Source organism: Kitasatospora sp. NPDC059827 (assembly GCF_042731675.1).
GTDB lineage: Bacteria > Actinomycetota > Actinomycetes > Streptomycetales > Streptomycetaceae > Kitasatospora.
Genome location: NZ_JBHWIV010000003.1, coordinates 234,722 through 259,819, shown reverse-complemented (window position 1 = coordinate 259,819; position 25,098 = coordinate 234,722). Strand labels below are relative to the sequence as shown.

The 25,098-nt window shown below is 72.8% G+C and carries 27 protein-coding genes and 2 tRNA genes; 22 read left to right on the top strand and 7 right to left on the bottom strand.

The features are described 5' to 3' along the window. Positions 1-6 precede the first annotated feature (6 nt). A tRNA-Glu gene (locus ACFV8H_RS03570) sits at positions 7-79 on the top strand. A 66-nt stretch (positions 80-145) separates the two neighbouring features. Continuing rightward, positions 146-220: transfer RNA gene (locus tag ACFV8H_RS03565), tRNA-Gln, on the top strand. A 160-nt stretch (positions 221-380) separates the two neighbouring features. On the opposite strand, the gene ACFV8H_RS03560 is transcribed toward ACFV8H_RS03565, so the two are convergent. Further along, on the bottom strand, positions 381-1,094 hold the full coding sequence (locus ACFV8H_RS03560) for an IclR family transcriptional regulator (protein ID WP_030306825.1): 714 nt from the start codon (positions 1,092-1,094) through the stop codon (positions 381-383). Between the two features lie 230 nt (positions 1,095-1,324). On the opposite strand from ACFV8H_RS03560, the gene leuC reads away from it, so the two are divergent. The 4 genes from leuC (at position 1,325) to ACFV8H_RS03540 (ending at position 4,762) form a co-directional block, all read left to right on the top strand. Continuing rightward, a complete protein-coding gene (gene leuC / locus ACFV8H_RS03555) occupies positions 1,325-2,755 on the top strand; it encodes a 3-isopropylmalate dehydratase large subunit (RefSeq protein ID WP_380396335.1) in 1,431 nt (476 codons plus the stop codon). 3 nt (positions 2,756-2,758) lie between these two features. Then, positions 2,759-3,355, top strand: a complete 597-nt coding sequence (gene leuD / locus ACFV8H_RS03550; protein ID WP_380396334.1) for a 3-isopropylmalate dehydratase small subunit — start codon at positions 2,759-2,761, stop codon at positions 3,353-3,355. Positions 3,356-3,537: 182 nt separating this feature from the next. Then, positions 3,538-3,888, top strand: a complete 351-nt coding sequence (locus ACFV8H_RS03545) for a hypothetical protein (protein WP_380396333.1) — start codon at positions 3,538-3,540, stop codon at positions 3,886-3,888. Positions 3,889-4,021: 133 nt separating this feature from the next. Next, on the top strand, positions 4,022-4,762 hold the full coding sequence (locus ACFV8H_RS03540) for an HU family DNA-binding protein (RefSeq protein ID WP_380396332.1): 741 nt from the start codon (positions 4,022-4,024) through the stop codon (positions 4,760-4,762). Positions 4,763-4,995: 233 nt separating this feature from the next. On the opposite strand, the gene ACFV8H_RS03535 is transcribed toward ACFV8H_RS03540, so the two are convergent. Continuing rightward, positions 4,996-5,220 carry a hypothetical protein gene (locus ACFV8H_RS03535; RefSeq protein WP_188305669.1) on the bottom strand — a complete coding sequence of 75 codons (225 nt, stop codon included), beginning with the start codon at positions 5,218-5,220 and terminating at the stop codon, positions 4,996-4,998. A 38-nt stretch (positions 5,221-5,258) separates the two neighbouring features. Beyond that, positions 5,259-5,942, bottom strand: a complete 684-nt coding sequence (gene cofC, locus ACFV8H_RS03530) for a 2-phospho-L-lactate guanylyltransferase (RefSeq protein WP_380396331.1) — start codon at positions 5,940-5,942, stop codon at positions 5,259-5,261. Positions 5,943-6,173: 231 nt separating this feature from the next. On the opposite strand from cofC, the gene ACFV8H_RS03525 reads away from it, so the two are divergent. The 3 genes from ACFV8H_RS03525 to ACFV8H_RS03515 all read left to right on the top strand — a co-directional run bounded on the left by ACFV8H_RS03525 (position 6,174) and on the right by ACFV8H_RS03515 (position 9,250). Further along, complete coding sequence (locus ACFV8H_RS03525; RefSeq protein ID WP_380396330.1) at positions 6,174-7,007, top strand: lysophospholipid acyltransferase family protein; 834 nt, start codon at positions 6,174-6,176, stop codon at positions 7,005-7,007. A 14-nt stretch (positions 7,008-7,021) separates the two neighbouring features. Next, positions 7,022-8,005 carry an NAD(P)H-dependent glycerol-3-phosphate dehydrogenase gene (locus tag ACFV8H_RS03520; protein ID WP_380396348.1) on the top strand — a complete coding sequence of 328 codons (984 nt, stop codon included), beginning with the start codon at positions 7,022-7,024 and terminating at the stop codon, positions 8,003-8,005. A 99-nt stretch (positions 8,006-8,104) separates the two neighbouring features. Then, complete coding sequence (locus tag ACFV8H_RS03515) at positions 8,105-9,250, top strand: D-alanine--D-alanine ligase family protein (protein WP_380396329.1); 1,146 nt, start codon at positions 8,105-8,107, stop codon at positions 9,248-9,250. Positions 9,251-9,322: 72 nt separating this feature from the next. On the opposite strand, the gene ACFV8H_RS03510 is transcribed toward ACFV8H_RS03515, so the two are convergent. Further along, entirely contained in the window at positions 9,323-9,844 is a 522-nt protein-coding gene (locus ACFV8H_RS03510; RefSeq protein ID WP_380396328.1) for a DUF3515 domain-containing protein, read from the bottom strand. Positions 9,845-9,863: 19 nt separating this feature from the next. Beyond that, on the bottom strand, positions 9,864-10,097 hold the full coding sequence (locus ACFV8H_RS03505) for an Lrp/AsnC family transcriptional regulator (RefSeq protein ID WP_375891731.1): 234 nt from the start codon (positions 10,095-10,097) through the stop codon (positions 9,864-9,866). 228 nt (positions 10,098-10,325) lie between these two features. On the opposite strand from ACFV8H_RS03505, the gene ACFV8H_RS03500 reads away from it, so the two are divergent. The 3 genes from ACFV8H_RS03500 to thiD all read left to right on the top strand — a co-directional run bounded on the left by ACFV8H_RS03500 (position 10,326) and on the right by thiD (position 13,320). Beyond that, entirely contained in the window at positions 10,326-11,291 is a 966-nt protein-coding gene (locus tag ACFV8H_RS03500; protein WP_375891732.1) for a thiamine-phosphate kinase, read from the top strand. Positions 11,292-11,458: 167 nt separating this feature from the next. Next, positions 11,459-12,484 (top strand): 6-phosphofructokinase, encoded by a 1,026-nt coding sequence (locus tag ACFV8H_RS03495; RefSeq protein WP_380396327.1) that lies wholly within the window; start codon positions 11,459-11,461, stop codon positions 12,482-12,484. A gap of 38 nt (positions 12,485-12,522) precedes the next feature. Then, positions 12,523-13,320, top strand: coding sequence for a bifunctional hydroxymethylpyrimidine kinase/phosphomethylpyrimidine kinase (gene thiD / locus ACFV8H_RS03490; RefSeq protein WP_375891735.1), 798 nt, complete (start codon positions 12,523-12,525; stop codon positions 13,318-13,320). 157 nt (positions 13,321-13,477) lie between these two features. On the opposite strand, the gene rpmB is transcribed toward thiD, so the two are convergent. Next, positions 13,478-13,663 (bottom strand): 50S ribosomal protein L28, encoded by a 186-nt coding sequence (gene rpmB, locus ACFV8H_RS03485; RefSeq protein WP_014138233.1) that lies wholly within the window; start codon positions 13,661-13,663, stop codon positions 13,478-13,480. A gap of 281 nt (positions 13,664-13,944) precedes the next feature. Between rpmB and ACFV8H_RS03480 the strand changes: the two genes are divergently transcribed. The 10 genes from ACFV8H_RS03480 to mutM all read left to right on the top strand — a co-directional run bounded on the left by ACFV8H_RS03480 (position 13,945) and on the right by mutM (position 23,951). Continuing rightward, positions 13,945-15,576, top strand: coding sequence for a DAK2 domain-containing protein (locus ACFV8H_RS03480; RefSeq protein WP_380396326.1), 1,632 nt, complete (start codon positions 13,945-13,947; stop codon positions 15,574-15,576). A gap of 49 nt (positions 15,577-15,625) precedes the next feature. Beyond that, on the top strand, positions 15,626-17,857 hold the full coding sequence (gene recG / locus ACFV8H_RS03475; protein WP_380396325.1) for an ATP-dependent DNA helicase RecG: 2,232 nt from the start codon (positions 15,626-15,628) through the stop codon (positions 17,855-17,857). Between the two features lie 104 nt (positions 17,858-17,961). Next, the gene (locus tag ACFV8H_RS03470; RefSeq protein WP_350508249.1) at positions 17,962-18,495 is read left to right on the top strand and encodes a hypothetical protein; all 534 of its coding nucleotides are present in this window, start codon (positions 17,962-17,964) and stop codon (positions 18,493-18,495) included. 132 nt (positions 18,496-18,627) lie between these two features. Continuing rightward, the gene (gene rsmD, locus ACFV8H_RS03465; protein WP_380396324.1) at positions 18,628-19,212 is read left to right on the top strand and encodes a 16S rRNA (guanine(966)-N(2))-methyltransferase RsmD; all 585 of its coding nucleotides are present in this window, start codon (positions 18,628-18,630) and stop codon (positions 19,210-19,212) included. A 49-nt stretch (positions 19,213-19,261) separates the two neighbouring features. Then, complete coding sequence (gene coaD, locus ACFV8H_RS03460; RefSeq protein ID WP_375891741.1) at positions 19,262-19,753, top strand: pantetheine-phosphate adenylyltransferase; 492 nt, start codon at positions 19,262-19,264, stop codon at positions 19,751-19,753. A 195-nt stretch (positions 19,754-19,948) separates the two neighbouring features. Then, positions 19,949-21,229, top strand: a complete 1,281-nt coding sequence (locus ACFV8H_RS03455) for an ATP synthase F0 subunit B (RefSeq protein ID WP_380396323.1) — start codon at positions 19,949-19,951, stop codon at positions 21,227-21,229. Between the two features lie 162 nt (positions 21,230-21,391). Continuing rightward, a complete protein-coding gene (locus tag ACFV8H_RS03450) occupies positions 21,392-22,036 on the top strand; it encodes a DUF177 domain-containing protein (RefSeq protein ID WP_375891745.1) in 645 nt (214 codons plus the stop codon). 2 nt (positions 22,037-22,038) lie between these two features. Next, on the top strand, positions 22,039-22,212 hold the full coding sequence (gene rpmF / locus ACFV8H_RS03445) for a 50S ribosomal protein L32 (protein WP_030056747.1): 174 nt from the start codon (positions 22,039-22,041) through the stop codon (positions 22,210-22,212). A 20-nt stretch (positions 22,213-22,232) separates the two neighbouring features. Beyond that, positions 22,233-23,021 (top strand): ribonuclease III, encoded by a 789-nt coding sequence (gene rnc / locus ACFV8H_RS03440; RefSeq protein ID WP_350508254.1) that lies wholly within the window; start codon positions 22,233-22,235, stop codon positions 23,019-23,021. Between the two features lie 54 nt (positions 23,022-23,075). Continuing rightward, positions 23,076-23,951 carry a bifunctional DNA-formamidopyrimidine glycosylase/DNA-(apurinic or apyrimidinic site) lyase gene (gene mutM, locus ACFV8H_RS03435; protein ID WP_375891747.1) on the top strand — a complete coding sequence of 292 codons (876 nt, stop codon included), beginning with the start codon at positions 23,076-23,078 and terminating at the stop codon, positions 23,949-23,951. Between the two features lie 81 nt (positions 23,952-24,032). Here mutM and ACFV8H_RS03430 read toward each other — a convergent pair whose 3' ends face one another. Next, positions 24,033-24,953, bottom strand: a complete 921-nt coding sequence (locus ACFV8H_RS03430) for a hypothetical protein (RefSeq protein ID WP_380396322.1) — start codon at positions 24,951-24,953, stop codon at positions 24,033-24,035. Between the last annotated feature and the right edge of the window lie 145 nt (positions 24,954-25,098).

Below are 25,098 nucleotides of genomic sequence, written 5' to 3'. Positions count from 1 at the left end.
CAGGATGCCCCCGTTGTGTAGCGGCCTAGCACGCTGCCCTCTCACGGCAGTAGCGCCGGTTCGAATCCGGTCGGGGGTACTTCAAAGCACGAAGCCGGTGGCTGTGTTCTCCTTGAGGATATGCCCATCGGCCCTTGCTTTGCGTTGGGGTATGGTGTAATTGGCAGCACGAGTGATTCTGGTTCATTTAGTCTAGGTTCGAGTCCTGGTACCCCAGCCAGAAATGTGGAAGACCCCGTACGCGGGGTCTTTTTGCTTTTCCGCCGCGCAGACATTCGAAGGGCCCCGCTCGATCCGAGCGGGGCCCTTTCGCATGCGGTGGGGGAGTGGGGGATTCGGGTACGGGGGAGTCGGCGGGGTGGGTGGGGGAGTCCGCCGGATCAGCTGCGCCGCAGCGCCTCGGTGAGCCGGTTCGCGGCCTCGATGATGGCCTGGGCGTGCAGCCGGCCCGGGTGGCGGGTCAGGCGCTCGATCGGGCCGGAGACGGAGACGGCGGCCACCACCCGGTTGGAGGGGCCGCGCACCGGGGCGGAGACGGACGCGACGCCCGGCTCCCGCTCGCCGATCGACTGGGCCCAGCCGCGCCGCCGGACGCCGCTGAGCGCGGTGGCGGTGAAGCGGGCGCCCTGGAGGCCGCGGTGGAGCCGCTCGGGCTCCTCCCAGGCGAGCAGGACCTGGGCGGCCGAGCCGGCCTTCATCGGCAGGGTGCTGCCGACCGGGACGGTGTCCCGCAGACCGGAGAGCCGCTCGGCGGCGGCTACGCAGATCCGCATCTCGCCCTGCCGGCGGTAGAGCTGTGCGCTCTCGCCGGTGACGTCGCGCAGGTGGGTCAGGACCGGGCCCGCGGTGGCGAGCAGCCGGTCCTCGCCCGCCGCGGCGGAGAGTTCGGACAGGCGGGGGCCGAGGATGAACCGCCCCTGCATGTCCCTGGTGACCAGACGGTGGTGTTCGAGTGCGACGGCGAGTCGGTGGGCCGTGGGGCGCGCCAGGCCGGTGGCGGCGACCAGCCCCGCCAACGTGGCGGGGCCCGACTCCAGTGCGCTGAGCACCAGAGCGGCCTTGTCGAGAACGCCGACGCCGCTAGAGTTGTCCATGCCCTAAGACTGCAGTCTCATTCCGCGAGACGCAAGTTCAATCTTCCGGGAAAAGCGCCACTCTGGATGCAGCAGCCCGGGAGACATCCAGGATGGGGCCTCGTCAGAGTGTCCGCATCGTGGACAGCGATCCGGCGTGCAGGTCTCGCGAACACGCTCCCCACGGGCGGGCGCGCCATGACCTCGACGACACGAGAAGGCCGGCAACGCGGCCGGCTGGAGGGAATCCGATGGGACGGACACTCGCAGAGAAGGTCTGGGACGACCACGTCGTGCGGCGCGCGGAGGGCGAGCCCGACCTCCTGTTCATCGACCTGCACCTGCTCCACGAGGTGACCAGCCCGCAGGCCTTCGACGGGCTGCGGCTGGCCGGCCGTACGGTCCGCCGCACCGATCTGACGATCGCCACCGAGGACCACAACACCCCGACCCTGGACATCGACAAGCCGATCGCCGACCCGGTCTCCCGGGTGCAGCTGGAGACCCTGCGCCGCAACGCGGCCGAGTTCGGCGTACGGATCCACTCGCTCGGCGACGTCGAGCAGGGCGTGGTGCACGTGGTCGGCCCCCAGCTCGGCCTGACCCAGCCCGGCACCACCGTGGTCTGCGGCGACTCCCACACCTCCACCCACGGCGCCTTCGGCGCGCTGGCGTTCGGCATCGGCACCAGCCAGGTCGAGCACGTGCTGGCCACCCAGACCCTGCCGCTGGCGCCGTTCCGCACCATGGCGGTCACCGTCGAGGGCGACCTGCCCGAGGGCGTCACCGCCAAGGACCTGATCCTGGCCGTGATCGCGAAGATCGGCACCGGCGGCGGCCAGGGCTACGTCCTGGAGTACCGCGGTTCGGCGATCCGGAGCCTGTCGATGGAGGCCCGGATGACCGTCTGCAACATGTCGATCGAGGCGGGCGCCCGGGCCGGCATGATCGCCCCGGACGACACCACCTTCGACTACCTCCAGGGTCGCCCGCACGCCCCGCGGGGCGAGGACTGGGACGCCGCCGTCGCGTACTGGCGGACCCTGACCACCGATGAGGACGCCGTCTTCGACCACGAGGTGTTCATCGACGCGAGCGAGCTCACCCCCTTCGTCACCTGGGGCACCAACCCCGGCCAGGGCGCCCCGCTCGGCGCGGACGTCCCGAACCCCGCGGACTTCGCCGACCCGCAGGAGCGCGCGGCCGCCGAGAACGCCCTCGCGTACATGGGCCTGGAGGCGGGCACCCCGCTGCGCGAGGTCGCCGTCGACGCGGTCTTCGTCGGCTCCTGCACCAACGGCCGGATCGAGGACCTGCGCGCCGCCGCCGCCGTGCTGGAGGGCCGCAAGGTCGCCGACCGGGTGCGGATGCTGGTCGTCCCCGGCTCCGTCCGGGTCGCGCTCCAGGCCGTCGAGGAGGGCCTGGACAAGGTGTTCACCGCCGCCGGGGCCGAATGGCGGCACGCCGGCTGCTCGATGTGCCTGGGCATGAACCCCGACCAGCTCGCCCCGGGGGAGCGCTGCGCCTCCACCTCGAACCGCAACTTCGAGGGCCGCCAGGGCAAGGGCGGCCGCACCCACCTGGTCTCCCCGCAGGTCGCCGCCGCGACCGCCGTCCTGGGCCGGCTGGCCGCCCCGTCGGACCTGTCCGCCAACTCCGCCAACGTCGCCGTGGAGGCCTGAGCCATGGAGAAGTTCACCACCCACACCGGCCGGGCCGTCCCGCTGCGCCGCAGCAACGTGGACACGGACCAGATCATCCCGGCCCATTGGCTCAAGAAGGTCACCCGATCCGGTTTCGAGGACGGCCTGTTCGAGGCCTGGCGCAAGGACGAGTCGTTCGTCCTCAACCGGCCCGAGCGCGAGGGCGCCACCGTCCTGGTGGCCGGCCCCGAGTTCGGCACCGGCTCCTCCCGGGAGCACGCGGTCTGGGCGCTGCAGAACTACGGCTTCCACGCGGTCATCTCCTCGCGCTTCGCCGACATCTTCCGGGGCAACTCGTTGAAGAACGGTCTGCTGACCGTCGTGCTGCCGCAGGAGACCGTGGAGCGCCTCTGGTCGCTCACCGAGAGTGACCCTTCGGCCGAGATCACCGTTGATCTGGAAGCACGGGAAGTCCGGGCCGAAGGCATCACCGCGCCCTTCGAACTGGACGACAACCTCCGGTGGCGGCTGCTCAACGGCCTGGACGACATCAGCATCACGCTGCAGAACGAGGGGGACATCGCCGCCTACGAGGCGACCCGTCCGGCCTTCAAGCCCCGTACTCTGCCGGTGTCCTGAGTTCCCCTCAGAACAAGCATTCTGACGATCCACCGGATGGCCCGCGCTCCCCCTCGGGGGGGCCGGGCCATCCGTCGTTCCGGAGCACGAGTTAGCGCCGGGGGCTCCCCGGATTGCCCATTCGGCTTTGCGGAAGAGGGCCCCGCGCAAGTACAACTGCGGGTAGATGGCACAATCAGTACATGCACCGGCACCATGAACCTCCGTACGCGGGCGGCGAACCCGCGTCCGAGGAGTCCACGGGCCGGGGATCCGAACGCCGAATTGACGATCGGCCGGACGTCACCTCCGCAACATCAGCTGAGGCGCCGGACGACCAGGAAGTCGCAGCGCTCTACGCGCTTGTGGCCGAGCGGTTGAAGCAAGCTCACGCCCGCGTGCATGCGCTGAACGTGTCTGTCGATGCAAAGACCGCTCTCACCCGTCAACTGCTCATCGTCACGGAGACCGCCAAGCGCGATCTTCCGGAGGCGGCAAGGCGGTTGAGTCGCTTTGTACATGACCTCGACGAGGGGCACCCGCCCCGCGCCTGAGGTCGCGGACGCGCAAATCCATTGCGACACTAGGGTGATTCGCGCGTTTGGTAATTGAAAGTCCGCAGATACATACCTAACGTGCGAAAAGAACGGATGGAATCATCCGGCGCCCGTTTCCGAAGGGGAAGACGTGAACAAGGCTCAGCTTGTCGAAGCGGTGGCCGAGCAGCTGGGCGGTCGCAAGGCTGCCGCAGAGGCCGTCGACGCAGTGCTCGACACCATGGTCCGTGCCGTTGTGGCCGGTGACCGGGTTTCGGTCACCGGTTTCGGCACCTTCGAGAAGGTGGAGCGCTCCGCGCGCTTCGCCCGCAACCCGCAGACCGGCGAGCGGGTCAAGGTCAAGAAGACCTCGGTCCCCCGCTTCCGTCCGGGTCAGGGTTTCAAGGACCTGGTCAGCGGCAGCAAGAAGCTGCCGAAGGAAGGCCCCTCGGTGAAGAAGGCCCCCAAGGGCTCGCTCACCCCGGGCAAGACCGGTGTCGCCGCGACCCCGGCCGCCAAGCGTGCCGCCACCAAGCGCGCCGCCACCGCTGCCGCCGCCGCCCCGGCCGCCAAGAAGGCCGCCGCCAAGAAGGCGACCACCACGGCTGCCGCCAAGAAGACCACGGCCACCGCCAAGAAGGCGACCGCCACGGCCAAGAAGGCGACCACCACCGCCGCCGCCAAGAAGACCACGGCCACCGCCACCAAGGCGGCTGCGACCAAGGCCGCGGCGACCAAGAAGACGGCCGCCGCCAAGAAGGCGACCACCACCGCCGCCGCCAAGAAGACCACGGCCACCGCCAAGAAGGCGACCGCCACGGCCAAGAAGACGGCGCCGGCGAAGAAGACCGCCACCCGCAAGACCACCGCGCGCAAGGCCTCGGCCAAGTAAGTCCCGCGCGACTGTCCTCGGACGGCCTTCGGCACAGAGCCGCGGCACCCCCTTCCGCGAATTGCGGAGACCGGGTGGCCGCGGCTCTTTCGATTTCCGGGCGCTTAGTCAGGATTCGCCGGCAGCCGCCGTCCGGGCGCGGAAATCCGTGGGAACGGCGAGAACGGCGGGAACTGCCGGAAGGGCGGGAACGGCCGGAGGGGGGACGGCGCCGTCAGCGATTGTTGACGCCGTCAGCGGCCGTCGGCCGGGTCGGGGAAGGTCTGCAGGGTCACGAAGACCACCCGGCGGGCCTCGCCCGCGCCCTCGGTGCGGATCCGCACCCGCTGGCCGGGCCGCAGCAGCAGCAGGCCGCCGGCGTCGAAGGCGGCCGCGTCGAACGGCACCGGGGTCCCGTCGTCGAGCAGCACCGAGCCGGCTCGGGTGGCGGGGTCGAAGGTGAACGCGGTGGCCTGCATGCCAGCAGCATAGCGAGCGGGTCCGACGGGCCCGCTGGTCAGGAGCGGTCCAGACGGGCGAACAGCGCACTGGTGTACGGGCCGAGGCCGAGCCCGGCGGCCTCGCCGAGGTCGGCGCCGGTGTCGACGTCCCGGCGCACCGACTCCACGTCCGCCAGGCGCAGTTCGAGCGCCCCGCCGGCCGCGTGCCGGGCCCGCGAGCCGTCCCCGAACGCGGGGGCGAGCGGACGGCCGGCGCCGCAGGCGAGCAGGGTGGTGCCCAGGCCGGGGGAGTCCGGCAGGAAGGCCCGGCCGTCCGACGGCACCGCGCCCAGCACCCGGGCGAGTTCGGCCGGGCGCAGGGCCGGCAGGTCCGCCGAGAGGGCGGCCAGCGGCGCCCGCGGGGCGAGCGCCCGGGCGGCCGAGGCACCGTGCGCCAGCGCCCGGTTGAGGCCGCCGCCGGGCTCGTCGGCGACCACCAGGGCGCCCAGCTCGGCCAGCCGGGCGCCGGCGGTGGCGTCCGGGGTGACCACCAGGACGCGCGAGACGCCCGGGGTGGCCAGCGCGGCGGTGACCGTGTCGAGGGCGAAGGAGAGGGCCAGCTCGGCCCGGTGCGGGCCCGCGTACGGGGCCAGTCGGCTCTTCGCGAGGGCGAGCGGCTTGAGCGGTAGCACCAGCGACCAGTCGGCGGCGGGTGCGGCGGGCGCGACGGGCTCGCTGGGGCGTACGGTGTCCTGGGTCATCGGCGTCATTGTGACGCCGGTCCCGGAACCCTCGCCAGGCCGTCCGAGCTGTGCGGACGTGCGTTTGATCACGCCCGCCCGGCGGGTTGGCGCGGCCGCTCGACAGCCGGTGAGCAGGCGGGCGACACTGTTCCGCGCCCGTGCCCCGGGCACCGGTCGCGCCGGTGCGCGGCACCGGGAGGCCATGACCGCGGCACCCCACGTGCCGCATGCGATGAGAAGGAGCCTGGGGTGGCCCGCCGCTCGTACGCCAAGTTCGGCAACGCCGACTACGGCATCTGGTACCGCTTCGCGGCCGTGCTGGTGAAGCCGGTGACGACCGCGTTGGTGAAGCCCGACTGGCGGGGCTGGGAGCACATTCCGGAGAAGGGCGGCTTCATCGCCGCCGTGAACCACAACTCGATCATCGACCCGGTGATCTACGCGCACTGGCAGTACAACAGCGGCCGTCCGCCGCGGATCCTCGGCAAGTCCTCGCTGTTCTCGATCCCCTTCATCGGGTTCATGCTGCGCAAGACCGGCCAGATCCCGGTGTTCCGCGAGTCCACCGACGCGGCGCAGGCCTTCCGGGCCGCGATCGACGCTGTCAACAACGGCCAGTGCGTGCAGTTCTACCCGGAGGGAACGCTCACCCGGGACCCGGACCTGTGGCCGATGACCGGCAAGAACGGGGTCGCCCGGGTCGCGCTGATGACCGGCGCGCCGGTCATCCCGGTCGCGCACTGGGGCGCCCACGAGATCATCCCGCCGTACGGCCGGGCCGGTTTCGGCAAGGGCAGGTTCAACCTGTTCCCGCGGCACCGGGTGACCGTGGCCGCCGGGCCCGCGGTGGACCTGAGCAAGTACGCGGGCATGGAGCTCACCGGCCAGGTGCTCAACGACGCCACCGAGGACATCATGGCGGCGATCACCGAGGTGCTGGCCGGGGTCCGCGGCGAGGAGCCGCCGGCCGAGCGCTACGACATGCGCAAGGCCGCCCGCGAGCGGGCCGCCGCCGCGCTGGCCGAACGCCGCCGCGCCAAGGGCGGCCGGGGCGACAACGACGAAGAGGGGACGGGCCGGTGACCCGCTGCGCCGTGATGGGGACGGGCTCCTGGGGCACCGCGTTCGCGATGGTGCTGGCCGACGCGGGCTGCGAGGTCGTGCTGTGGGCCCGCCGCCAGGAGCTGGTGGACGCCGTCAACTCCACCCACGAGAACCCGGACTACCTGCCGGGCGTCCGGCTGCCCGACACCGTCCGGGCCACCACCGACGCCGCCGAGGCGCTGGCCGGCGCCGACTTCGCGGTGCTGGTGGTGCCCTCCCAGACGCTGCGCGACAACCTGGCCGCCTGGGCGCCGCTGATCGAGCCGCAGACCGTGCTGGTCAGCCTGATGAAGGGCATCGAACTCGGCACCGCCAAGCGGATGAGCGAGGTGATCGACGAGGTCACCAAGGTCGGCCCGGAGCGGGTCGCGGTGGTCAGCGGGCCCAACCTGGCCAAGGAGATCGCCAACCGGCAGCCCGCCGCGAGCGTGGTCGCCTGCACCGACGAGGCGGTCGCCAAGCGGCTCCAGGCGGCCTGCCACACGCCGTACTTCCGGCCGTACACCAACACCGACGTGATCGGCTGCGAGCTCGGCGGCGCGGTCAAGAACGTGATCGGCCTGGCCGTCGGCATGGCGGCCGGCATGGGGCTCGGCGACAACACCAAGGCCACCCTGATCACCCGCGGGCTGGCCGAGACCACCCGGCTCGGCGAGGTGCTGGGCGCCGACCCGCACACCTTCGCGGGGCTGGCGGGCATGGGCGACCTGGTCGCCACCTGCTCCTCGCCGCTGTCGCGCAACAACACCTTCGGGATGAACCTGGGCCGGGGCATGTCGCTGGCCGAGACCATCGCGGCCACCCGGCAGACCGCGGAGGGCGTCAAGTCCTGCGAGTCGGTGCTGGACCTGGCCCGGCGCAGCGGGGTCGACATGCCGATCGTCGAGGCGGTGGTGGACGTGGTGCACAACGGGCGGCCCACCCAGGAGGCGCTGCAGGTGCTGATGTCCCGCTCGGCCAAGGCGGAGCGGCGCTGAGGCCCGGCCCGCCGGGCCCCGCACCCGGGGCCGGGCGCGGACTCTCCGGGCCGGCGTTGACTTCCCGGAAACACCTCGCACGGTAGTCTCAAACCCGATATGAGCATCGAACAGACCACCCCGGACCCGTCCGCCCCCAAGCCGCGCGTCGCGCTGGTCTTCGGCGGGCGCAGCTCCGAGCACGCGATCTCGGTCTCCACCGCGGGCAGCGTCCTCCGGGCGATCGACCGTGACAAGTACGACGTGCTGCCGATCGGCATCACCCACGAGGGCCGCTGGGCGCTGACCAGCGACGAGCCGTCCCGGATGGCCATCACCGACGGCCGGCTGCCGGACGTGGCCCACGTCGCCGAGGCCGTCGACGGGCAGGTCGCGCTGCCGGTCTCGCCGGGCAGCCGGGAGGTGCTGCTGAGCGAGCCGGGGAGCGCCCCCAAGGCCCTCGGCGAGGTCGACGTGGTGTTCCCGCTGCTGCACGGCCCGTGGGGCGAGGACGGCACCCTCCAGGGCCTGCTGGAACTCTCCGGCGTCCCGTACGTCGGCAACGGCGTGCTGGCCAGCGCGGCCGGCATGGACAAGGAGTTCGCCAAGCGGATCCTGGCCTCGCACGGCCTGGGCGTCGGCCACTACACGATCGTGCGGCCGCGCGACTGGGAGACCGAGCAGGGCCGCGCCGCGGTGCGCGAGCGGGTCGCCGAGCTGGGCCTGCCGGTGTTCGTGAAGCCCTGCCGGGCCGGCTCCAGCATCGGCATCACCAAGGTCAAGGACCTGGCCGAGCTGGACGCCGCGATCGAGGAGGCCCGCCGGCACGACCCCAAGCTGATCATCGAGGCGGGGGTCTCCGGCCGCGAGATCGAGTGCGGGGTGCTGGAGTTCGAGGACGGCCCGCGGGCCAGCGTCCCGGCCGAGGTGCTGGTCGGCGAGGGCTTCGACTTCTACGACTTCGAGGCCAAGTACATCGACTCCTCCGAGGTGCGGATCCCGGCCGAGCTGACCGCCGAGGAGGTCGCGGAGATCCGGCGCCAGGCGGTGGCCGCGTTCGAGGCCTTCGGCTGCGAGGGCCTGGCCCGGGTCGACTTCTTCCTGCTGGAGGACGGCAGCTGGATGATCAACGAGATCAACACCATGCCGGGCTTCACCCCGATCTCCGCCTACCCGAAGATGTGGGAGGCCAGCGGGGTCTCGTACGCGGAGCTGATCGACCGGCTGCTGCAGACCGCGCTGCGCCGCTCGACCGGGCTGCGCTAGCGGGCCCGTACGCGTGACAGGGGCGGGCCGGGACTTCCCGGCCCGCCCCTTCGGCTCGGGGCGGGTACGGGCTCAGCCCGGGATGTTCGCCTTCACCGCAGGGGTCAGGGCGGCCGCCGGGTCGAAGGGGTTCTGCGCGGCTCCGGCCGGGACGGTCACCTCGACGTAGGCGGCCCGCATGGTCGCCACGAAGCGGTAGCCGCCGTCGGCGAGCTGCTGCGACCACCAGGTGACGTCGTCGACGGTCGGCGACAGGTCCTTGGCGTGCGGGCCGTCCAACTCCTCCGGGCGGTCGATGCCGCACCGCAGCACGACCCGGGGCGAGTCGCCCCAGGCCGCCACGTACGGGGAGGCCGGGGACGGGTCCCGGCGGGCGCGGCCGAGCAACTCCTCGGGCAGGGCGGCGCCCAGCGCCCGGCAGTGGTCCGCGGCCTTCCCGCTCGGCCGCGGGACCTCCACCGCGGGGTCGTCGGCGGAACTCCAACTGCCGATGAGCACCGCCACGGTGCAGGTCAGCGCGACCGGCGCGGCCAGCCAGCGGACCGGCGCGGGAAGCGCGGTCAGCGCCCTGGGGATGCGGAGTTCTCTGGCCACCCGCCGATGGTAGCCGGGGTCAGAGGTGCACCACCGGACAGGTGAGGGTGCGGGTGATGCCCTCCACCTTCTGGACCTTGGCGACCACCAGGCGGCCCAGGTCGTCGACCGTGTCGGCCTCGGCCTTGACGATGACGTCGTACGGGCCGGTGACGTCCTCGGCGGTGATCACACCGGGGATCTTCGCGATGGTCTCGGCCACCGCGGTGGCCTTTCCTACTTCGGTCTGGATCAGGATGTATGCCTGTACCACGGGTGACCTCCCGGCGGCCGGTTGGGGGGATCGCCGCCGGGACCGCCCGGGCTGGTGCAGGGGTGGGTGCGGGCGCACCGGCAGGCTGATCACCACGCTACCGCGCAGCGGGCCGGGGAGGGGAGACTTCGGTGCCCCCGGAGGGCGTACGCTGCGCGCGGGGGGAGCGACGGGGACCGTATCCCGGGCGGCGGTGCCGTCCGGGGAGGAAAGGCGAGAGGACGGCAGATGCAGGGGACCGTGGGCGAGCTCGGCGAGTTCGGTCTCATCAGGGAGCTGACCGCCCGGGTACCGCTCACCGACGCGGTCGACCTCGGCCCCGGGGACGACGCCGCGGTGGTGAAGGCCCCGGACGGCCGGGTGGTGGCCACCACGGACGTCCTGATCGAGAACCGGCACTTCCGCCGGGACTGGTCCACCGCCTACGACGTGGGCCGCAAGGCCGCCGCCCAGAACCTCGCCGACGTGGCCGCGATGGGCGCGGTGCCGACCGCGATACTGCTCGGGCTGGTCGCCCCCGCCGACCTGCCGACCACCTGGGCCACCGAGCTGATGGACGGGCTGCGCGACGAGTGCCAGGTCGCCGGGGCGACGGTGGTCGGGGGCGACGTGGTGCGCGGCGACACCGTCATGCTGGCGATCACGGCGCTCGGCGACCTCCAGGGGCGCCCGGCGGTGACGCGCTCCGGCGCCCAGGTCGGCGACGTGATCGCGGTGTGCGGCTGGCTCGGCTGGTCGGCGGCCGGACTGACGGTGCTGCAACGCGGCTTCCGCTCCCCGCGCGCCTTCGTCGAGGCGCACCGCCGGCCCGAGCCGCCGTACCACGCGGGCCCGGCCGCCGCCGAGTTGGGCGCCACCTCGATGATCGACGTGAGCGACGGGCTGGTCGCCGACCTCGGCCACGTGGCCCGGGCCAGCGAGGTGGACATCGACCTCAGGGCCGCCGACTTCGACGTCCCGGCGCAGATGGCCGACATCGGCCAGGCGGTCGGGGTGGACCCGCTGGTCTGGGTGCTGTCCGGCGGCGAGGACCACGCGATCGTGGCCACCTTCCCGCGCGGGGTCCAACTCCCGTCCCGTTGGCGGGTGGTGGGCGAGGTGACCGGCCGCCCGCGGGGATCGCGCAGCGGACGGGTGACGGTCGACGGCGCGCCCTGGGACCGCGTCGGCGGCTGGGACCACTTCGCCGAGTGAGGTACGGAGGACGGCTGACGGGGCGTGGACGCCGGTACGGCGCGTGACGCTCCGGACGTGCGGCGGACGGGCTTCGAGGGTGCGTTTTGCGTAGGCTTGCGCCATCCGAGCCCGCCCGCCGTCGGCTGCGGCCGGGCCGAACCACGGCGAGCGGGAGCACACCACACATGCGCATCGGTGTCCTGACCAGCGGCGGCGACTGCCCCGGCCTCAACGCGGTGATCCGCTCGGTGGTGCACCGGGGCACGGACGTGCACGGCGACGAGATCGTGGGCATCGAGGACGGCTTCCTCGGGCTGATCGAGGGCAGAACCCGGCCGGTCTCGCACGACGACGTCACCGGTCTGCTCACCCTCGGCGGCACCATCCTGGGCTCGGCCCGGGTGCAGCGCGAGCGGATCGCCTGGGCGGTGGAGAACGCCAAGACGCTGGCCCGGGACATCGGCATCGACGCGCTGGTCGCGATCGGCGGCGAGGGGACGCTGACCGCCGCCAAGCTGTTCAGCGACGCCGGACTCCCGGTGGTCGGGGTGCCCAAGACCATCGACAACGACATCGACGCCACCGACGTCACCTTCGGCTTCGACACCGCGGTGCACGTGGCGACCGAGGCGATCGACCGGCTCAAGACCACCGCGGAGTCCCACCAGCGCGTCATGGTGGTGGAGTTGATGGGCCGGCACACCGGCTGGATCACCCTCACCGCGGGCATGGCCGGCGGCGCCCACGGCATCCTCATCCCGGAGAAGCCCTTCGACATCGAGGCGGTGGCCCGGATGGTCGAGGACCGCTTCGCCCGCGGCAAGAAGTTCGCCATCATCGCCGTCGCCGAGGGCGCCGCCCCGACGCCCGGCACCATGCGCTTCGACCACGGCGAGGTCGACCAGTACGGCCACCGGACCTTCGGCGGGATCGGCAACCGGCTCGCCCACGAGCTGGAGAACCTGCTCGGCAAGGAGGCCCGCCCGGTCATCCTGGGCCACACCCAGCGCGGCGGCACCCCGACCGCCCGGGACCGGGTGCTCGCCACCCGCTTCGGCTGGCACGCGGTGGAGGCCGTCCACCGGGGTGCGTTCGGGCACTTCACCGCGCTGCGCCGGACCGACATCGAGCTGCTGCCGATCGGCGACGCGGTGACCAGGTTGAAGACGGTGCCGCAGGACCGCTGGGCGGAATCGGAAGCGGTGCTCTGACGGCGGCACCCCGAACGCGCGCGGGTAGGTTGGGGGCCATGGATTCGACCGCACCTCCCCGCGTCCTCACCGTCGCCGGTTCCGACTCCGGCGGCGGCGCCGGCATCCAGGCCGACCTCAAGGCGATGCTCGCCCTCGGCGTCCACGGCATGAGCGTGATCACCGCCGTCACCGCGCAGAACTCGCTCGGCGTCCAGGGCTACTGGGAACTGCCCGCCGAAGCCGTCCGGGCGCAGTTCCGCAGCGTGGTGGACGACATCGGGGTGCAGGCGGTGAAGACCGGCATGCTCGCCTCGATCGAACTGGTCGAGACCGTCGCGGAACTGCTCGCCGGGGTGGACGCCCCGGTGGTGGTCGACCCGGTCGGCGTCTCCAAGCACGGGGACGCGCTGCTGGCCGCCGAGGCGGTCGCCACCGTCCGCGAGCGGCTGCTGCCGGTCGCCACCGTGGTCACCCCCAACCTGCACGAGGTGACGCAGCTCACCGGCCGGACCGTCGAGGACGAGTCGCAGATGCTGGCCGCCGCCGAGGCACTGCTGGACCTCGGGCCGCGCTGGGTGCTGGTCAAGGGCGGGCACCTGGCCGGCGAGGCGGCCGACCTGCTGTACGGCGGGCCCGGCGAGGTGCACTGGTACCGCGCGCCGCGCTACGACAACCGGCACACCCACGGCACCGGCTGCACCCTGGCCAGCTCGATCGCGGCCGGCCTGGCCAAGGGGGAGTCGGTGCCCGGGGCGGTGGGCTCGGCCAAGGAGTACGTCACCGGCGCGATCGCCGGGGGCTTCGCCCTGGGCGCCGGGATCGGCCCGGTCGACCACGCCTGGCGCTGGCGCTGACCCGCGGCCCCGGCCGGAACGCGGCGACGGGCGGACCCCCGAGGGGGTCCGCCCGTCACGTGTGCGTCCGGAAAGCCTGACCGGTCCCGGAAACAGCGAAGCCGGTCCATCCGGGGATGAACCGACTCACTGGAGGACCGGCATGCCGGTCTGCGCGTCAGCGCGAGACCTTACCGGCCTTGATGCACGAGGTGCAGACGTTGAGCCGCTTCGGCGTACGCCCAATCACAGCGCGCACCGTCTGAATGTTGGGGTTCCAACGACGGGGGGTACGGCGGTGAGAGTGGGAGATGCTGTTGCCGAAGCCCGGCCCCTTGCCGCAGACGTCGCAGTTGGCAGCCACAGGAGTCACTCCAAGACTTCAGATCAGATACTTTCGAAAACCCACTCACCCACCAGAACACTCGCGTGCACCGGACCGGACAAGGGGGTGAGCCTGGACGGTTCCAGGCAACCGGAAGAGCATACAACGCTTGCTTCCGTCCCACGAAACTACCATGACCGGCCGGGTGATCGCTCCGGTCAGGGGCCCCGGCGGCCCTCCCCGAGCCCCGATAACCTGCCGGTATCACCCCTCGCCGCGGCCCCCGGGCCGGTCCGGCGGCCCGTCCCGGAGGAGACCTGGTGCTGCACACGCTCGACGCCCCGGCCGTGCGCACCTGGTGCCAGCTCGCCCTGCGGGCGCTCGGCCAGGCCCGCGAGGAGATCGACGCGCTCAACGTGTACCCCGTCCCGGACGGCGACACCGGCACCAACCTCTACCTGACCGTCGAGTCCGCCGCCGCCGAGGTGGAGAGCCGCTTCGCCGACCCCGAGTCCGGGCCGGCGCCCGGGCTGGCCGACGCCGTCCGCGCGATGGCCCGCGGCGCGCTGATCGGCGCCCGCGGCAACTCCGGGGTGATCCTCGCCCAGTGGCTGCGCGGCACCGCCGAGACGCTGGCCGAGGGCGGCGGCGCCGACCAGCTGCGGGCCGCCCTGCTGCGCGCCGCCGACTCCGCCTACCAGGCCGTCGCGGAGCCCGTCGAGGGCACCCTGCTCACCGTCGCCCGGGTCGCCGCCCGGGAGGCGGTGCGGGCCGGGGACGGGCTCGCCCAGGTCGCCGACACCGCCCACCGGGCCGCCCGGGACGCCCTGCGGCACACCCCCGAGCAGCTCGCCGTGCTGGCCGAGAACGGGGTGGTGGACGCCGGCGGGCGCGGCCTGGTGGCCGTCCTCGGCGCGCTCGCCGACGCCGTCGCCGGGCAGCAGCCGATGGGGCCGGTCGCGCTGCGCGGGGACGTCCGGGCGGTGGAGAGCTGCGAGCCGCACCGGCGGCCGCCCGGCCCGGGCCACCCCGCCTTCGAGGTCATCTACCTGCTGGACGCCGAGGACGAGGCGCTGCCCGCGCTGCGCGAGCGGCTCGGCGGGCTCGGCGACTCGCTGGTGATCGGCGGCGGCGACGGCCTGTGGAACGTGCACGTCCACGTGGACGACGCGGGCGCCGCCGTCGAGGCAGGGGTCCGGGCCGGGCGCCCGCACCAGATCCGGATCACCCACTTCGCCGAGGCCGCCGCCCGGGCCGGCACCGCGGCCGAGCGCGGCGAGCGCGAGCACCGGACCCGCGCGGTGCTCTCGGTGGTGTCCGGCGACGGGCTGGCCGAACTGTGCGAGCAGGCCGGCGCCGTCGTCCTGCACGCCGACCCGGACCGCCGCCCGGCCAGCGCCGAACTCGCCGACGCCGTCCGCGGCTCGGCCGCCCGCGAGGTGGTGCTGCTGCTCAACGACCCCGAACTGCGCGCCGCCGCCGGGGCCGCCGCCGACCAGCTGCGCGAGGAGGGCGTGCGGATCGCCGTCCTGCCCACCCGCTCGCCGGTGCAGGGCCTGGCCGCGCTCGCCGTGCACGAGGGCGGCCGCCGCTTCGACGAGGACGTGGTCGCCATGACCTCGGCCGCCGGGGCCACCCGGTACGCCGAACTCGCCGTCGCCGAGGGGGAGTCCTGGACCATGGCCGGGGTCTGCCAGGCCGGCGACGTGCTCGGCCTGATCGACGGGGACGTCGCGGTGATCGGCGCCGGACTGGCCGAGGTCGGCGAGAGCGTGCTCGACCGGATGCTCGGCGCGGGCGGCGAACTCGTCACCCTGATCCTCGGCGAGGGCGCCGACCGGGCGCTCGCCGACCGGCTGGTGGCGCACGTCCGCCAGCAGCGGCCGGAGGTGGACTCGGTGGTCTTCCACGGCGGCCAGGAGTTCACGCCGCTGCTCATCGGCGTGGAGTAGCGGTCCGTTCGTCGGTGTTCGTCGGTGCCTTGGTGTAAACAAGGGCCTGATGGGCGCTCTCGATGAACCACTGACCAAGCTCGTCGGCGACCGCACCGCGAAGGTGCTCGCCGACAGTCTCAAGCTGCGCACGGTCGGGGACCTGCTGCACCACTACCCCCGCCGCTACGTCGAGCGCGGCCAGCTCACCAGCCTGGACGAGCTGGAGGTCGACGAGCACGTCACCGTGCTGGCCCGGATCGAGAAGGTCACCCTGATCCCGTTCCGCGGCCGCAAGGGGGACCGGCTGGAGGTGGTCGTCACCGACGGCCGCAGCCGGCTCTCGCTGGTGTTCTTCAACCAGGGCTGGCGGCAGAAGGAGCTCAGGGCCGGTGCCCAGGGCCTGTTCGCGGGCAAGGTCGGGGTCTTCAACCGCAGCCGCCAGCTGGTCTCGCCCGACTACCAGCTGCTCGACGAGGAAGCGGGCTCCGATGCGGCGAAGCAGTTCGCCGGCCGGCTCATCCCGGTGTACGGCGCCAGTGCCCAGATGCCCAGCTGGAAGCTGTCCATCTGCATCGAGACCGCGCTCACCAAGCACCTCGGCGACGTCGGCGAACCGCTGCCCGCCGAACTGCGCGAGCGCCACGACCTGATCCCGCTGCCCGAGGCGCTGGAGCTGATCCACCGCCCGGGCAGCCAGGCCGACCGCGAGCGCGCCCAGGGCCGGCTGCGCTGGGACGAGGCCTTCGTCCTCCAGGTCGCCCTCGCCCAGCGCCGGGCCGCCGACTCCGCGCTGCCGGCCAAGCCCCGGGCGGCCCGGGCCGGCGGCCTGTTGGACGCCTTCGATGCCCGGCTGCCGTTCACCCTCACCGAGGGCCAGCGGAAGGTCTCCGCCGAGATCGCCGCGGACCTGGCCACCGAGCACCCGATGCACCGGCTGCTCCAGGGCGAGGTCGGCTCCGGCAAGACCTTGGTGGCGCTGCGCGCGATGCTCGCGGTGGTGGACGCCGGCGGCCAGGCCGTACTGCTGGCCCCCACCGAGGTGCTGGCCCAGCAGCACCACCGCTCGATCGTCGAGATGATGGGCGACCTCGCCCAGGGCGGGATGCTCGGCGGCTCCGAGCACGCCACCCGGGTGGTGCTGCTGACCGGCTCGATGGGCACCGCCGCCCGCCGCCAGGCGCTGCTGGACATGGTCTGCGGGGACGCGGGGCTCGCCATCGGCACCCACGCGCTGATCGAGGACAAGGTCGGGTTCCAGGACCTCGGCCTGGTCGTGGTGGACGAGCAGCACCGCTTCGGCGTCGAGCAGCGGGACGCGCTGCGCGCCAAGGGGCAGCAGCCGCCGCACCTGCTGGTGATGACCGCCACCCCGATCCCGCGCACCGTCGCGATGACCGTCTTCGGGGACTTGGAGACCTCCGTCCTGGACCAGCTCCCGGCCGGCCGCTCGCCGATCTCCACCCACGTCGTCCCCGCGCTAGAGAAGCCCAACTTCCTCACCCGGGCCTGGGAGCGGGTCCGCGAGGAGGTCGGCAAGGGCCACCAGGCGTACGTGGTCTGCCCCCGGATCGGCGACGAGGAGCCGGCCGCCGACCCGAAGGCCGCCAAGAAGAGGCGGAAGGCGGCCGCGGAGGACTTCGAGGAGGTCGGCGACACCGACGCCGGCGCCGGGAGCGACGAACGGCGGCCCCCGCTCTCGGTGGTGGAGACCGCCGAGAAGCTGGTGAAGGGCCCGCTGGCCGGACTGCGGGTGGAGATCCTGCACGGCCGGCTCGCCCCCGACGCCAAGGACGACGTGATGCGCCGGTTCGCCGCCGGGGAGGTGGACGTGCTGGTCGCCACCACCGTCATCGAGGTCGGCGTCAACGTCCCCAACTCCACCGTGATGGTCATCATGGACGCCGACCGCTTCGGCGTCTCCCAGCTCCACCAGCTGCGCGGCCGGGTCGGCCGGGGCAGCGCGGCCGGCCTGTGCCTGCTGGTCAGCGACATGCCGGCGGCCAGCCCCGCCCGGGCCCGGCTGGACGCGGTGGCCGGCACCCTGGACGGCTTCGAGCTCTCCCGGATCGACCTCGAACAGCGCCGCGAGGGCGACGTGCTGGGCCAGGCCCAGTCCGGGGTGAAGTCCTCGCTCAAGGTGCTGTCGGTGCTGGAGGACGAGGAGGTCATCCTGACCGCCCGGACGGAAGCCACCCGGCTGGTCGCCGAGGACCCGGAGCTGGCCGCCCACCCGGAGCTGCGCACCGCGCTGGAGAGCCTGCTCGACGAGGACCGCGCCGCCTACATGGAGAAGGGCTGAGCGGGCTCCGGCACCGCCCGACTGTCAGACCCCCGGGAGAGAATGTAGTTGTTCAGGGCGCACCCCCAAGGTGCGTTCCTGGCACGACACTTGGGGGTCCTGCCATGGCATTCCGTCATCTCAACGAGCTCCCGCTGGGCGACAAGGTCTTCCGGATCGAACTCGCCAGCGACGACGACCGCGAGGTCACCCTCACCCTCACCGGCTGGCGTGAGGGGGCGGCCGCCGCGCCGCTGGCCTCGGGCAAGCTCCGCCTGCCGGTCGAGGACGTCGCCTCGCTGCGGATCGCGCTCAACCGCGCGCTGCGGGCGCTGGCGATCGTCGCGGACGTCGCCGAACCCATCCCCGACCGCGACGTGCTGCGCGAGCTGTACCCCGGACACGGCGCCCCGTGGGTGCCGCAGCACGAGGAGGAGCTGGTCCGGCGCTTCCACGACGGCGAGACCGTCGCCCGGATCGCCGCCCGCTTCGGCCGCACGCCCGACTCCGTCCGGACCAAGCTGCGCGAGCTCGGGCACGACCCGCGCCGCCCCGAGTTCTGCCCGCCCGACGGCTGCCTGTCCTGGTCCCGCTACGCCTCGCCGGCGCTGCTCGGCGCGGCGGTCCCGAGCCAGGGGGCCGGCTCCGAGGCGAGCTAGCGAGTGTCCGCCGGGGCCCCGCCGATCCGTCGGCGGGGCCCCGGCCGTTATCCACCGCTCGCCGGCGTTTGCCCGCTCGCCGCCGGGGCGGGATAGCGTGGTCGGGCAGCGACGAAAGGACCTCCCACCACCATGACCCGCGTGATCGCCGGGGCGGCCGGCGGCCGCCGACTGGCCGTACCGCCCGGCCGGGGCACCCGTCCGACCTCCGACAAGGCCCGTGAGGCGATGTTCTCCACCCTGGAGGCGTTCCGCGGCACCCTGCACGGGGCTCGGATGCTGGACCTGTTCGGCGGATCGGGCGCGGTCGGCCTGGAGGCGCTCTCGCGCGGCGCCGAGCACGTCCTGCTGGTCGAGGCGGACGCCCAGGCGGCCCGGGTGATCCGGGAGAACGTCCGCACGATCGGCCTGCCGGGCACGGAGGTCCGGGCGGCCAGGGCGGAGAAGGTGATCGCCGGGCCGCCCCCGGAGACCCCGTACGACCTGGTGTTCCTCGACCCGCCCTACGTGGTGACGGACGACGAGGTGCGCGAGATGCTGATCACACTGTCGGCTGGGGGCTGGCTCGCGGAGGACGCACTCGTCACCGTGGAGCGCAGCACCCGCGGCGGCGAGTTCGGCTGGCCCGAGGGCTTCGAGGTGCTGCGCTCCCGCCGCTACGGCGAGGGCACGCTCTGGTACGGTCGCGCCGCCGCCGAGGCCAGCGATCAGGAGTAGCGGGCCGCGGCCCGCAGCAGCCGTCACCCCACGAGGGAGCACACACGCCATGCGCCGAGCCGTCTGCCCCGGTTCGTTCGACCCGATCCACAAGGGCCACCTGGAGATCATCGAGCGGGCCTCCAAGCTGTACGACGTGGTGCATGTCGCGGTCCTGATCAACCGCAACAAGCAGGGCATGTTCACCGTCGAGGAGCGGATCGGCCTGATCGAGGAGGTCACCGTCCCGTTCGGGAACGTGGTGGTCGAGTCGCACCACGGCCTGCTGGTGGACTACTGCCGGCAGCGCGACATCCCGGCGATCATCAAGGGCCTGCGGGCGGTCAGCGACTTCGACTACGAGCTGCAGATGGCCCAGATGAACCACGGCCTGACCGGCGTCGAGACGCTCTTCGTGCCGACCTCGCCGACGTACAGCTTCCTCTCCTCGACGCTGGTCAAGGAGGTCGCCTCGTACGGCGGCGACGTCTCGCACCTGCTGCCGGAGACGGTGCACCGCCGGCTGGTGGAGCGGATCGCGGAGCGTAAGGCCGAGCAGTAGGGCCGGCCGGCGGGCCGGGCCGCTTTCTGCTGGTTCGTCATGGCTTGTCCGGGGCGGTGGAGGCCGGTTCGGCGCAGGCGTTGTGAGCTCGCCGCACGGGGGCCGTACAGTCTGTAGTCCTGCCCTGCGGTGAGGTCCACCGCGCCGGGCCTGCCTCCGCCGGACCGTCGGCGGCACACGGAAAGACGAAGCCCCGTGGACGTGCAGAACAAGGTCGACGAGATCGTGGCGGCGGTCGAGAACGCCCGCTCGATGCCGATGTCGGCCTCCTGCGTGGTGAACCGGGCCGAGCTGATCGGCCTGCTCAACGACCTCAAGGCGGCCATGCCCGCCGAACTCGCCCAGGCCCAGTCGGTGATGGCCGACCACGAGCAGGTGGTGGCCGACGCCCAGGCCGAGGCGGACCGGATCATCCAGGGCGCGCACTCCGAGCGCGGTTCGCTGATCTCCGACACCGAGGTGGTCCGCCGGGCCCAGAACGAGGCCGACCGGATCCTGGCCGAGGCCCGGGTCGACGTCGACACCCAGCGTGCCGAGGCCGACGACTACGTGGACAGCAAGCTCGCCAACTTCGAGGTGGTGCTGACCAAGACGCTCGGCGCGGTCGGCCGCGGCCGGACCAAGCTGCGCGGCGACGCCGGCTTCGAGGCCGAGGCCGAGAGCGACGGCGAGGAGTTCCAGCCGCAGCGGCACAGCCCGAGCCCCGAGGTCGACGAGTACGTCGACGTGAAGCTCGCCACGCTGGAGAACGTGCTCAGCGCGACCCTGGAGGCGGTCGGCAAGGGCCGGGACAAGCTGCTCGGCAAGAAGCCGATCGACGACCTGGGCGCCTACCTGGCCGCCGCCGACGAGGCCCAGCAGGCCAAGGAGCGCGCGGAGGCGGTGGCCGCCGGCTTCGCCGAGGACGCCGACGGCGCCGACCTCGCCTGGTACCGCGAGGACGTCCCGCAGCAGCAGACCTGGCCGGAGCAGACCCCGGCCGCGGCGGGCTGGCAGGCCCCCGGCGCGGACCAGTACGCGGCGGCCGCCCAGCACCAGACCGGCCAGCACCAGACCGGCCAGCACCAGACCGGCCAGCACCAGGGCGACCAGCACCAGCACCAGCAGCACCAGACCGGCCAGCACCAGGCCGGGCAGTACGCCGAGGTGTACGGGGGCGGCTTCGACCCGGCCGGCCAGAGCGACCCGTACAACACCCAGTGGGGCCAGCAGCAGGGCGGCTACCCCCAGCAGCAGCCCCACTACGACGGCCAGCAGCACCAGGGCCAGCACCAGGGCCAGCAACAGGACGTCTACGGCTATCCCCAGCAGCAGGACGGCTACGCAGCCCAGCCGTACGACGGCTACGCCTACCCGCAGCAGCCCGCCCTGCCCCCGGCCGTGCCGCACCAGCAGCAGCAGAACCTGGACGAGACCAGCTTCTTCGACACCAGCATGATCGACATGACCAGGCTGAGGGAGCTCGGCGGCCGCTGAGCGGCCGCCCCGGAGCCTCCCGACGGGACCGAAGTTGGGCCTGGCGGGAGACTCCGGTAGTCTGACCACTCCGGCATCCCCATGTCCGGCTGTCGGCTTGCCCTCGCAACGCCGACGCGTGACGGGGGGCACGGCGTTGATCCCTATGGAAGTCAGGACACCTTGAACCGCCTCGACCACCGCGACCCCCTCGTGTTCGACACGCACGAGCTCGGCCGTCGCCCGGGCTCGATGCGTAAGGTGAGCCGGACCCTGGAGGCCCCCGAGGGCTTCGGGATCATCGACGTGATCGGCGTCCCGGAGAAGAGCCCGATCGAGCTGGAGCTCCGCCTGGAGTCCGTGGTCGAGGGCGTGCTGGTCACCGGCACCGCCGACGCCCACGTCGAGGGCGAGTGCGTCCGGTGCCTGGAGCCCGTCGACTTCGACATCGACGTGGACTTCCAGGAGCTGTACTACTACCCGGAGTCCGACGAGCGTCACCGCGCCCGGACCACCGGGACCGAGGACCTCGACGAGGACTCGGAAGAAGAGACTTACCGCTTGGAGGGCGACCTGTTCGACCTCCAGCCGGTGCTGCGTGACGCGGTGGTGCTCGCACTGCCGCTGCAGCCGGTGTGCCAGGAAGACTGCCTGGGCCTGTGCTCCGAGTGCGGAGCACGCCTGAGCGACGACCCGGCGCACCACCACGACGCCGCCGACCCCCGGTGGGCGGCTCTGCAGGGACTCTCCGCCGCCCCCGGCGACGAGGGTGACGGGATCAAGAACAGCGACACCCGTGAGGGTGCCGCCGAGAACCAGGAGAAGTAGCCGTGGCTGTTCCGAAGCGGAAGATGTCGCGCAGCAACACGCGCCACCGTCGGTCCAACTGGAAGGCCGTTGTTCCGGCTCTCGTGGCGTGCGACCGCTGCCACGAGCCGAAGCTCGGCCACATCGCGTGCCCCAGCTGCGGCACGTACAACCGCCGCCAGGTCCTCTCGGTCTGATCGGCGGGGTGCACGGATCGATGTCGGACGGTAACTCCACCCGCAAGGCGTCCTCTGCCTCGAAGGGTTCTTCGGGCAGCGGCAAGGCCGGTGGGCCGGCTTCGACCGAATACGACGTCCTGGAAGGGCGCCTCGGGTACACGCTCGAGCGCGCCCTTCTGGTACGTGCCCTGACCCACCGCTCGTACGCGTACGAGAACGGGGGTCTGCCCACCAACGAACGCCTGGAATTCCTCGGCGACTCGGTGCTGGGCCTGGTGGTGACGGACACCCTCTACCGCGTCCACCCGGACGTCCCGGAGGGCACGCTCGCCAAGCTGCGCGCCGCGGTGGTCAACTCCCGCGCGCTCGCGGACGTCGGCCGGGGCCTCGAGCTCGGCACCTTCATCCGCCTCGGCAAGGGTGAGGAGGGAACCGGCGGTCGCGACAAGTCGTCGATCCTCGCCGACACCGTCGAGGCCGTGATCGGGGCCGTCTACCTGGACCAGGGCCTGGACGCGGCGACCGAGTTCGTCCACCGACTGTTCGACCCGCTGATCGAGGAGTCCTCTCAGCTGGGTGCCGGACTGGACTGGAAGACCAGCCTCCAGGAGCTCACCGCCTCGGTGGGCATCGGCGTGCCCGAGTACGTGGTCATGGAGTCCGGTCCGGACCACGAGAAGACCTTCACCGCGGCGGCCCGGGTGGCCGGCGAGGACTTCGGCAGCGGCGTCGGCCGCTCGAAGAAGGAAGCCGAGCAGAAGGCCGCCGAGAGCGCCTGGCGCGCGATCAAGGAGAAGTACGCCGACCGGCTGCCCGCCGGGGCCTGACCGGCGAGTAGCCTGGCCTCCTGCCGGATCGTCGTACGCAGGAGGCCTGTTCCCGTGCCCGAACTCCCCGAGGTCGAGGTCGTCCGCCGAGGTCTGGCGAACTGGGTCGCCGGGCGCACCGTCGCCGACGTCCAGGTGCTGCACCCGCGCGCGGTCCGCCGCCAGCCGGGCGGCGCGGCCGACTTCGCGGACCGGCTGACCGGCACCGTCCTCGGTGCCGCGCAGCGCCGCGGCAAGTACCTCTGGGTGCCGCTGGGCGGCCCGGGCGCCGGCTCCTCGCTGATCGGCCACCTCGGGATGAGCGGCCAACTCCTCGTCCAGGACCCGGCGGTGCCCGACGAGACCCACCTGCGGGTCCGGCTGCGCTTCGCCGACGGCGGGCGCGAGCTGCGCTTCGTCGACCAGCGCACCTTCGGCGGCCTGGCCGTCGAGGAGGCCGAGGAGGACGCCGAGGGCACCCCGCTCTCCATCGCGCACATCGCCCGCGACCCGCTCGACCCCCGCTTCGACGACGCGGCCTTCGTCGCCGCGCTGCGCGCCAAGCGCACCACCGTCAAGCGCGCCCTGCTCGACCAGACCCTGATCAGCGGCGTCGGCAACATCTACGCCGACGAGGCGCTGTGGCGCTCGAAGCTGCACTACGACCGGCCGACCGCGACCCTCACCCGCCCGCAGTCCGAACTGCTGCTGGCCAACGCCCGGGCCGTGATGACGGCCGCGCTGGCCGTGGGCGGCACCAGCTTCGACAGTCTCTACGTCAACGTGAACGGCGAGAGCGGCTACTTCTCCCGGGACCTCGACGCCTACGGCCGCGAGGACGAGCCCTGCCGCCGCTGCGGCACCGCGATCCGGCGGGCCGCCTGGATGAACCGGTCCAGCTACTTCTGCCCCCGCTGCCAGCGTGTGCCGCGGAACCGCAGCGGGGACTGAGGCAGCGGGGACCGAGGCAGCGGGGACTGACGCAGCGGGGACCGAGGCAGCGGGGACTGACGCAGCGGGGGCCGACCGCCGCTACTTGTGGGCGAGTTCGGGATGGTCGGCGGGCGTCCCGCCGGGGTTGCCGTGGGTGTCCTGGCCGAAGTAGGCGACACCGACCGCGGAGACCACCGCGAGCAGGAAGCCGGCCACCCCGAGCCAGCCCAGGCCCGCCTTCGAGGAGTCGCCGAGCCAGAGCACGCCGATCGCGCCGGGCAGCACCGTCTCGCCGACCACCAGGGCGGCGGTGGCACCGTTCACCGAGCCGATCTGCAGCGCCACGGTGTGCACGTACATGCCGCCGAGGCCGCCGACCAGGATCGCGTAGAGCGCCGGGTCGGAGATCAGCCGGACCAGGTCGAAGGGCTCCACGCCGTTCAGGATGCGCACCCCGACGCCCAGCGCGCCGAAGCCGAGGCCGGAGAGCAGACCGGCGACGATCGCCCCCTTGGAGCCCATCCGGCGCACCAGCAGGCTGCCGCCGGCCAGCAGCACGGTGGTGACGATCAGCAGCCCCCAGTGGAAGGCCATCGACGCGTGGTGGCCGCCCTCGGGGCCGGCCGAGACCGCCAGCAGCACCAGGGCCGAGCAGAGCACGCCGATCGAGGCCCACTCCAACTGCTTGAGCCGGATGCCCAGCAGCTTGATGCTGAGCACCGCGGTGATCACCAGGTTGGCGCTGATGATGGTCTGGGAGAGGAACAGCGGCAGCAGCCGCGCGGCCAGCGCGCCGAGCCCGAAGCCGATCAGGTCGAGCACCGTGCCGGTGATGAACTCCCAGGTCACGGCGGCCTTGGCGGTGGAGGACAGACTCGGGCCACCGTGCTCGGTGGTCGAGCCGGCGGCGCCCTTGGCCGCCTCCTCCCGCGCTGAGCGGCGGGATCCGACGGCCTGGAGGACCGAGCCGGTGCCGTAGCAGGCGGATGCCGCCACAGCCGTGACGAGGCCGATGATCACCGAGCGCTCCGATCGGGAGTTGGGTCAAGAAGAAGTAATGGGACCGGCGGTCCGGGAACAGTCTGCCCCGTCGCGCGGTACGGTCGGGACGCCCCCTCGCACCGGGCCGGAGCGGCCCCCGCGGTGCCCCCGGGCCCGCCGGGAC

Coding starts and splice junctions, on each gene's coding strand:
- ACFV8H_RS03520 (WP_380396348.1), top strand. CDS start 7,022: ATGGGGACGGGCTCCTGGGGCACCGCGTTCGCGATGGTGCTGGCCGAC.
- ACFV8H_RS03545 (WP_380396333.1), top strand. CDS start 3,538: ATGCACCGGCACCATGAACCTCCGTACGCGGGCGGCGAACCCGCGTCC.
- ACFV8H_RS03495 (WP_380396327.1), top strand. CDS start 11,459: ATGCGCATCGGTGTCCTGACCAGCGGCGGCGACTGCCCCGGCCTCAAC.
- ACFV8H_RS03515 (WP_380396329.1), top strand. CDS start 8,105: ATGAGCATCGAACAGACCACCCCGGACCCGTCCGCCCCCAAGCCGCGC.
- rnc (WP_350508254.1), top strand. CDS start 22,233: ATGTCGGACGGTAACTCCACCCGCAAGGCGTCCTCTGCCTCGAAGGGT.
- cofC (WP_380396331.1), bottom strand. CDS start 5,942: ATGACCCAGGACACCGTACGCCCCAGCGAGCCCGTCGCGCCCGCCGCA.
- ACFV8H_RS03500 (WP_375891732.1), top strand. CDS start 10,326: ATGCAGGGGACCGTGGGCGAGCTCGGCGAGTTCGGTCTCATCAGGGAG.
- ACFV8H_RS03535 (WP_188305669.1), bottom strand. CDS start 5,220: ATGCAGGCCACCGCGTTCACCTTCGACCCCGCCACCCGAGCCGGCTCG.
- recG (WP_380396325.1), top strand. CDS start 15,626: ATGGGCGCTCTCGATGAACCACTGACCAAGCTCGTCGGCGACCGCACC.
- rsmD (WP_380396324.1), top strand. CDS start 18,628: ATGACCCGCGTGATCGCCGGGGCGGCCGGCGGCCGCCGACTGGCCGTA.
- coaD (WP_375891741.1), top strand. CDS start 19,262: ATGCGCCGAGCCGTCTGCCCCGGTTCGTTCGACCCGATCCACAAGGGC.
- leuC (WP_380396335.1), top strand. CDS start 1,325: ATGGGACGGACACTCGCAGAGAAGGTCTGGGACGACCACGTCGTGCGG.
- thiD (WP_375891735.1), top strand. CDS start 12,523: ATGGATTCGACCGCACCTCCCCGCGTCCTCACCGTCGCCGGTTCCGAC.
- ACFV8H_RS03560 (WP_030306825.1), bottom strand. CDS start 1,094: ATGGACAACTCTAGCGGCGTCGGCGTTCTCGACAAGGCCGCTCTGGTG.
- leuD (WP_380396334.1), top strand. CDS start 2,759: ATGGAGAAGTTCACCACCCACACCGGCCGGGCCGTCCCGCTGCGCCGC.
- ACFV8H_RS03470 (WP_350508249.1), top strand. CDS start 17,962: ATGGCATTCCGTCATCTCAACGAGCTCCCGCTGGGCGACAAGGTCTTC.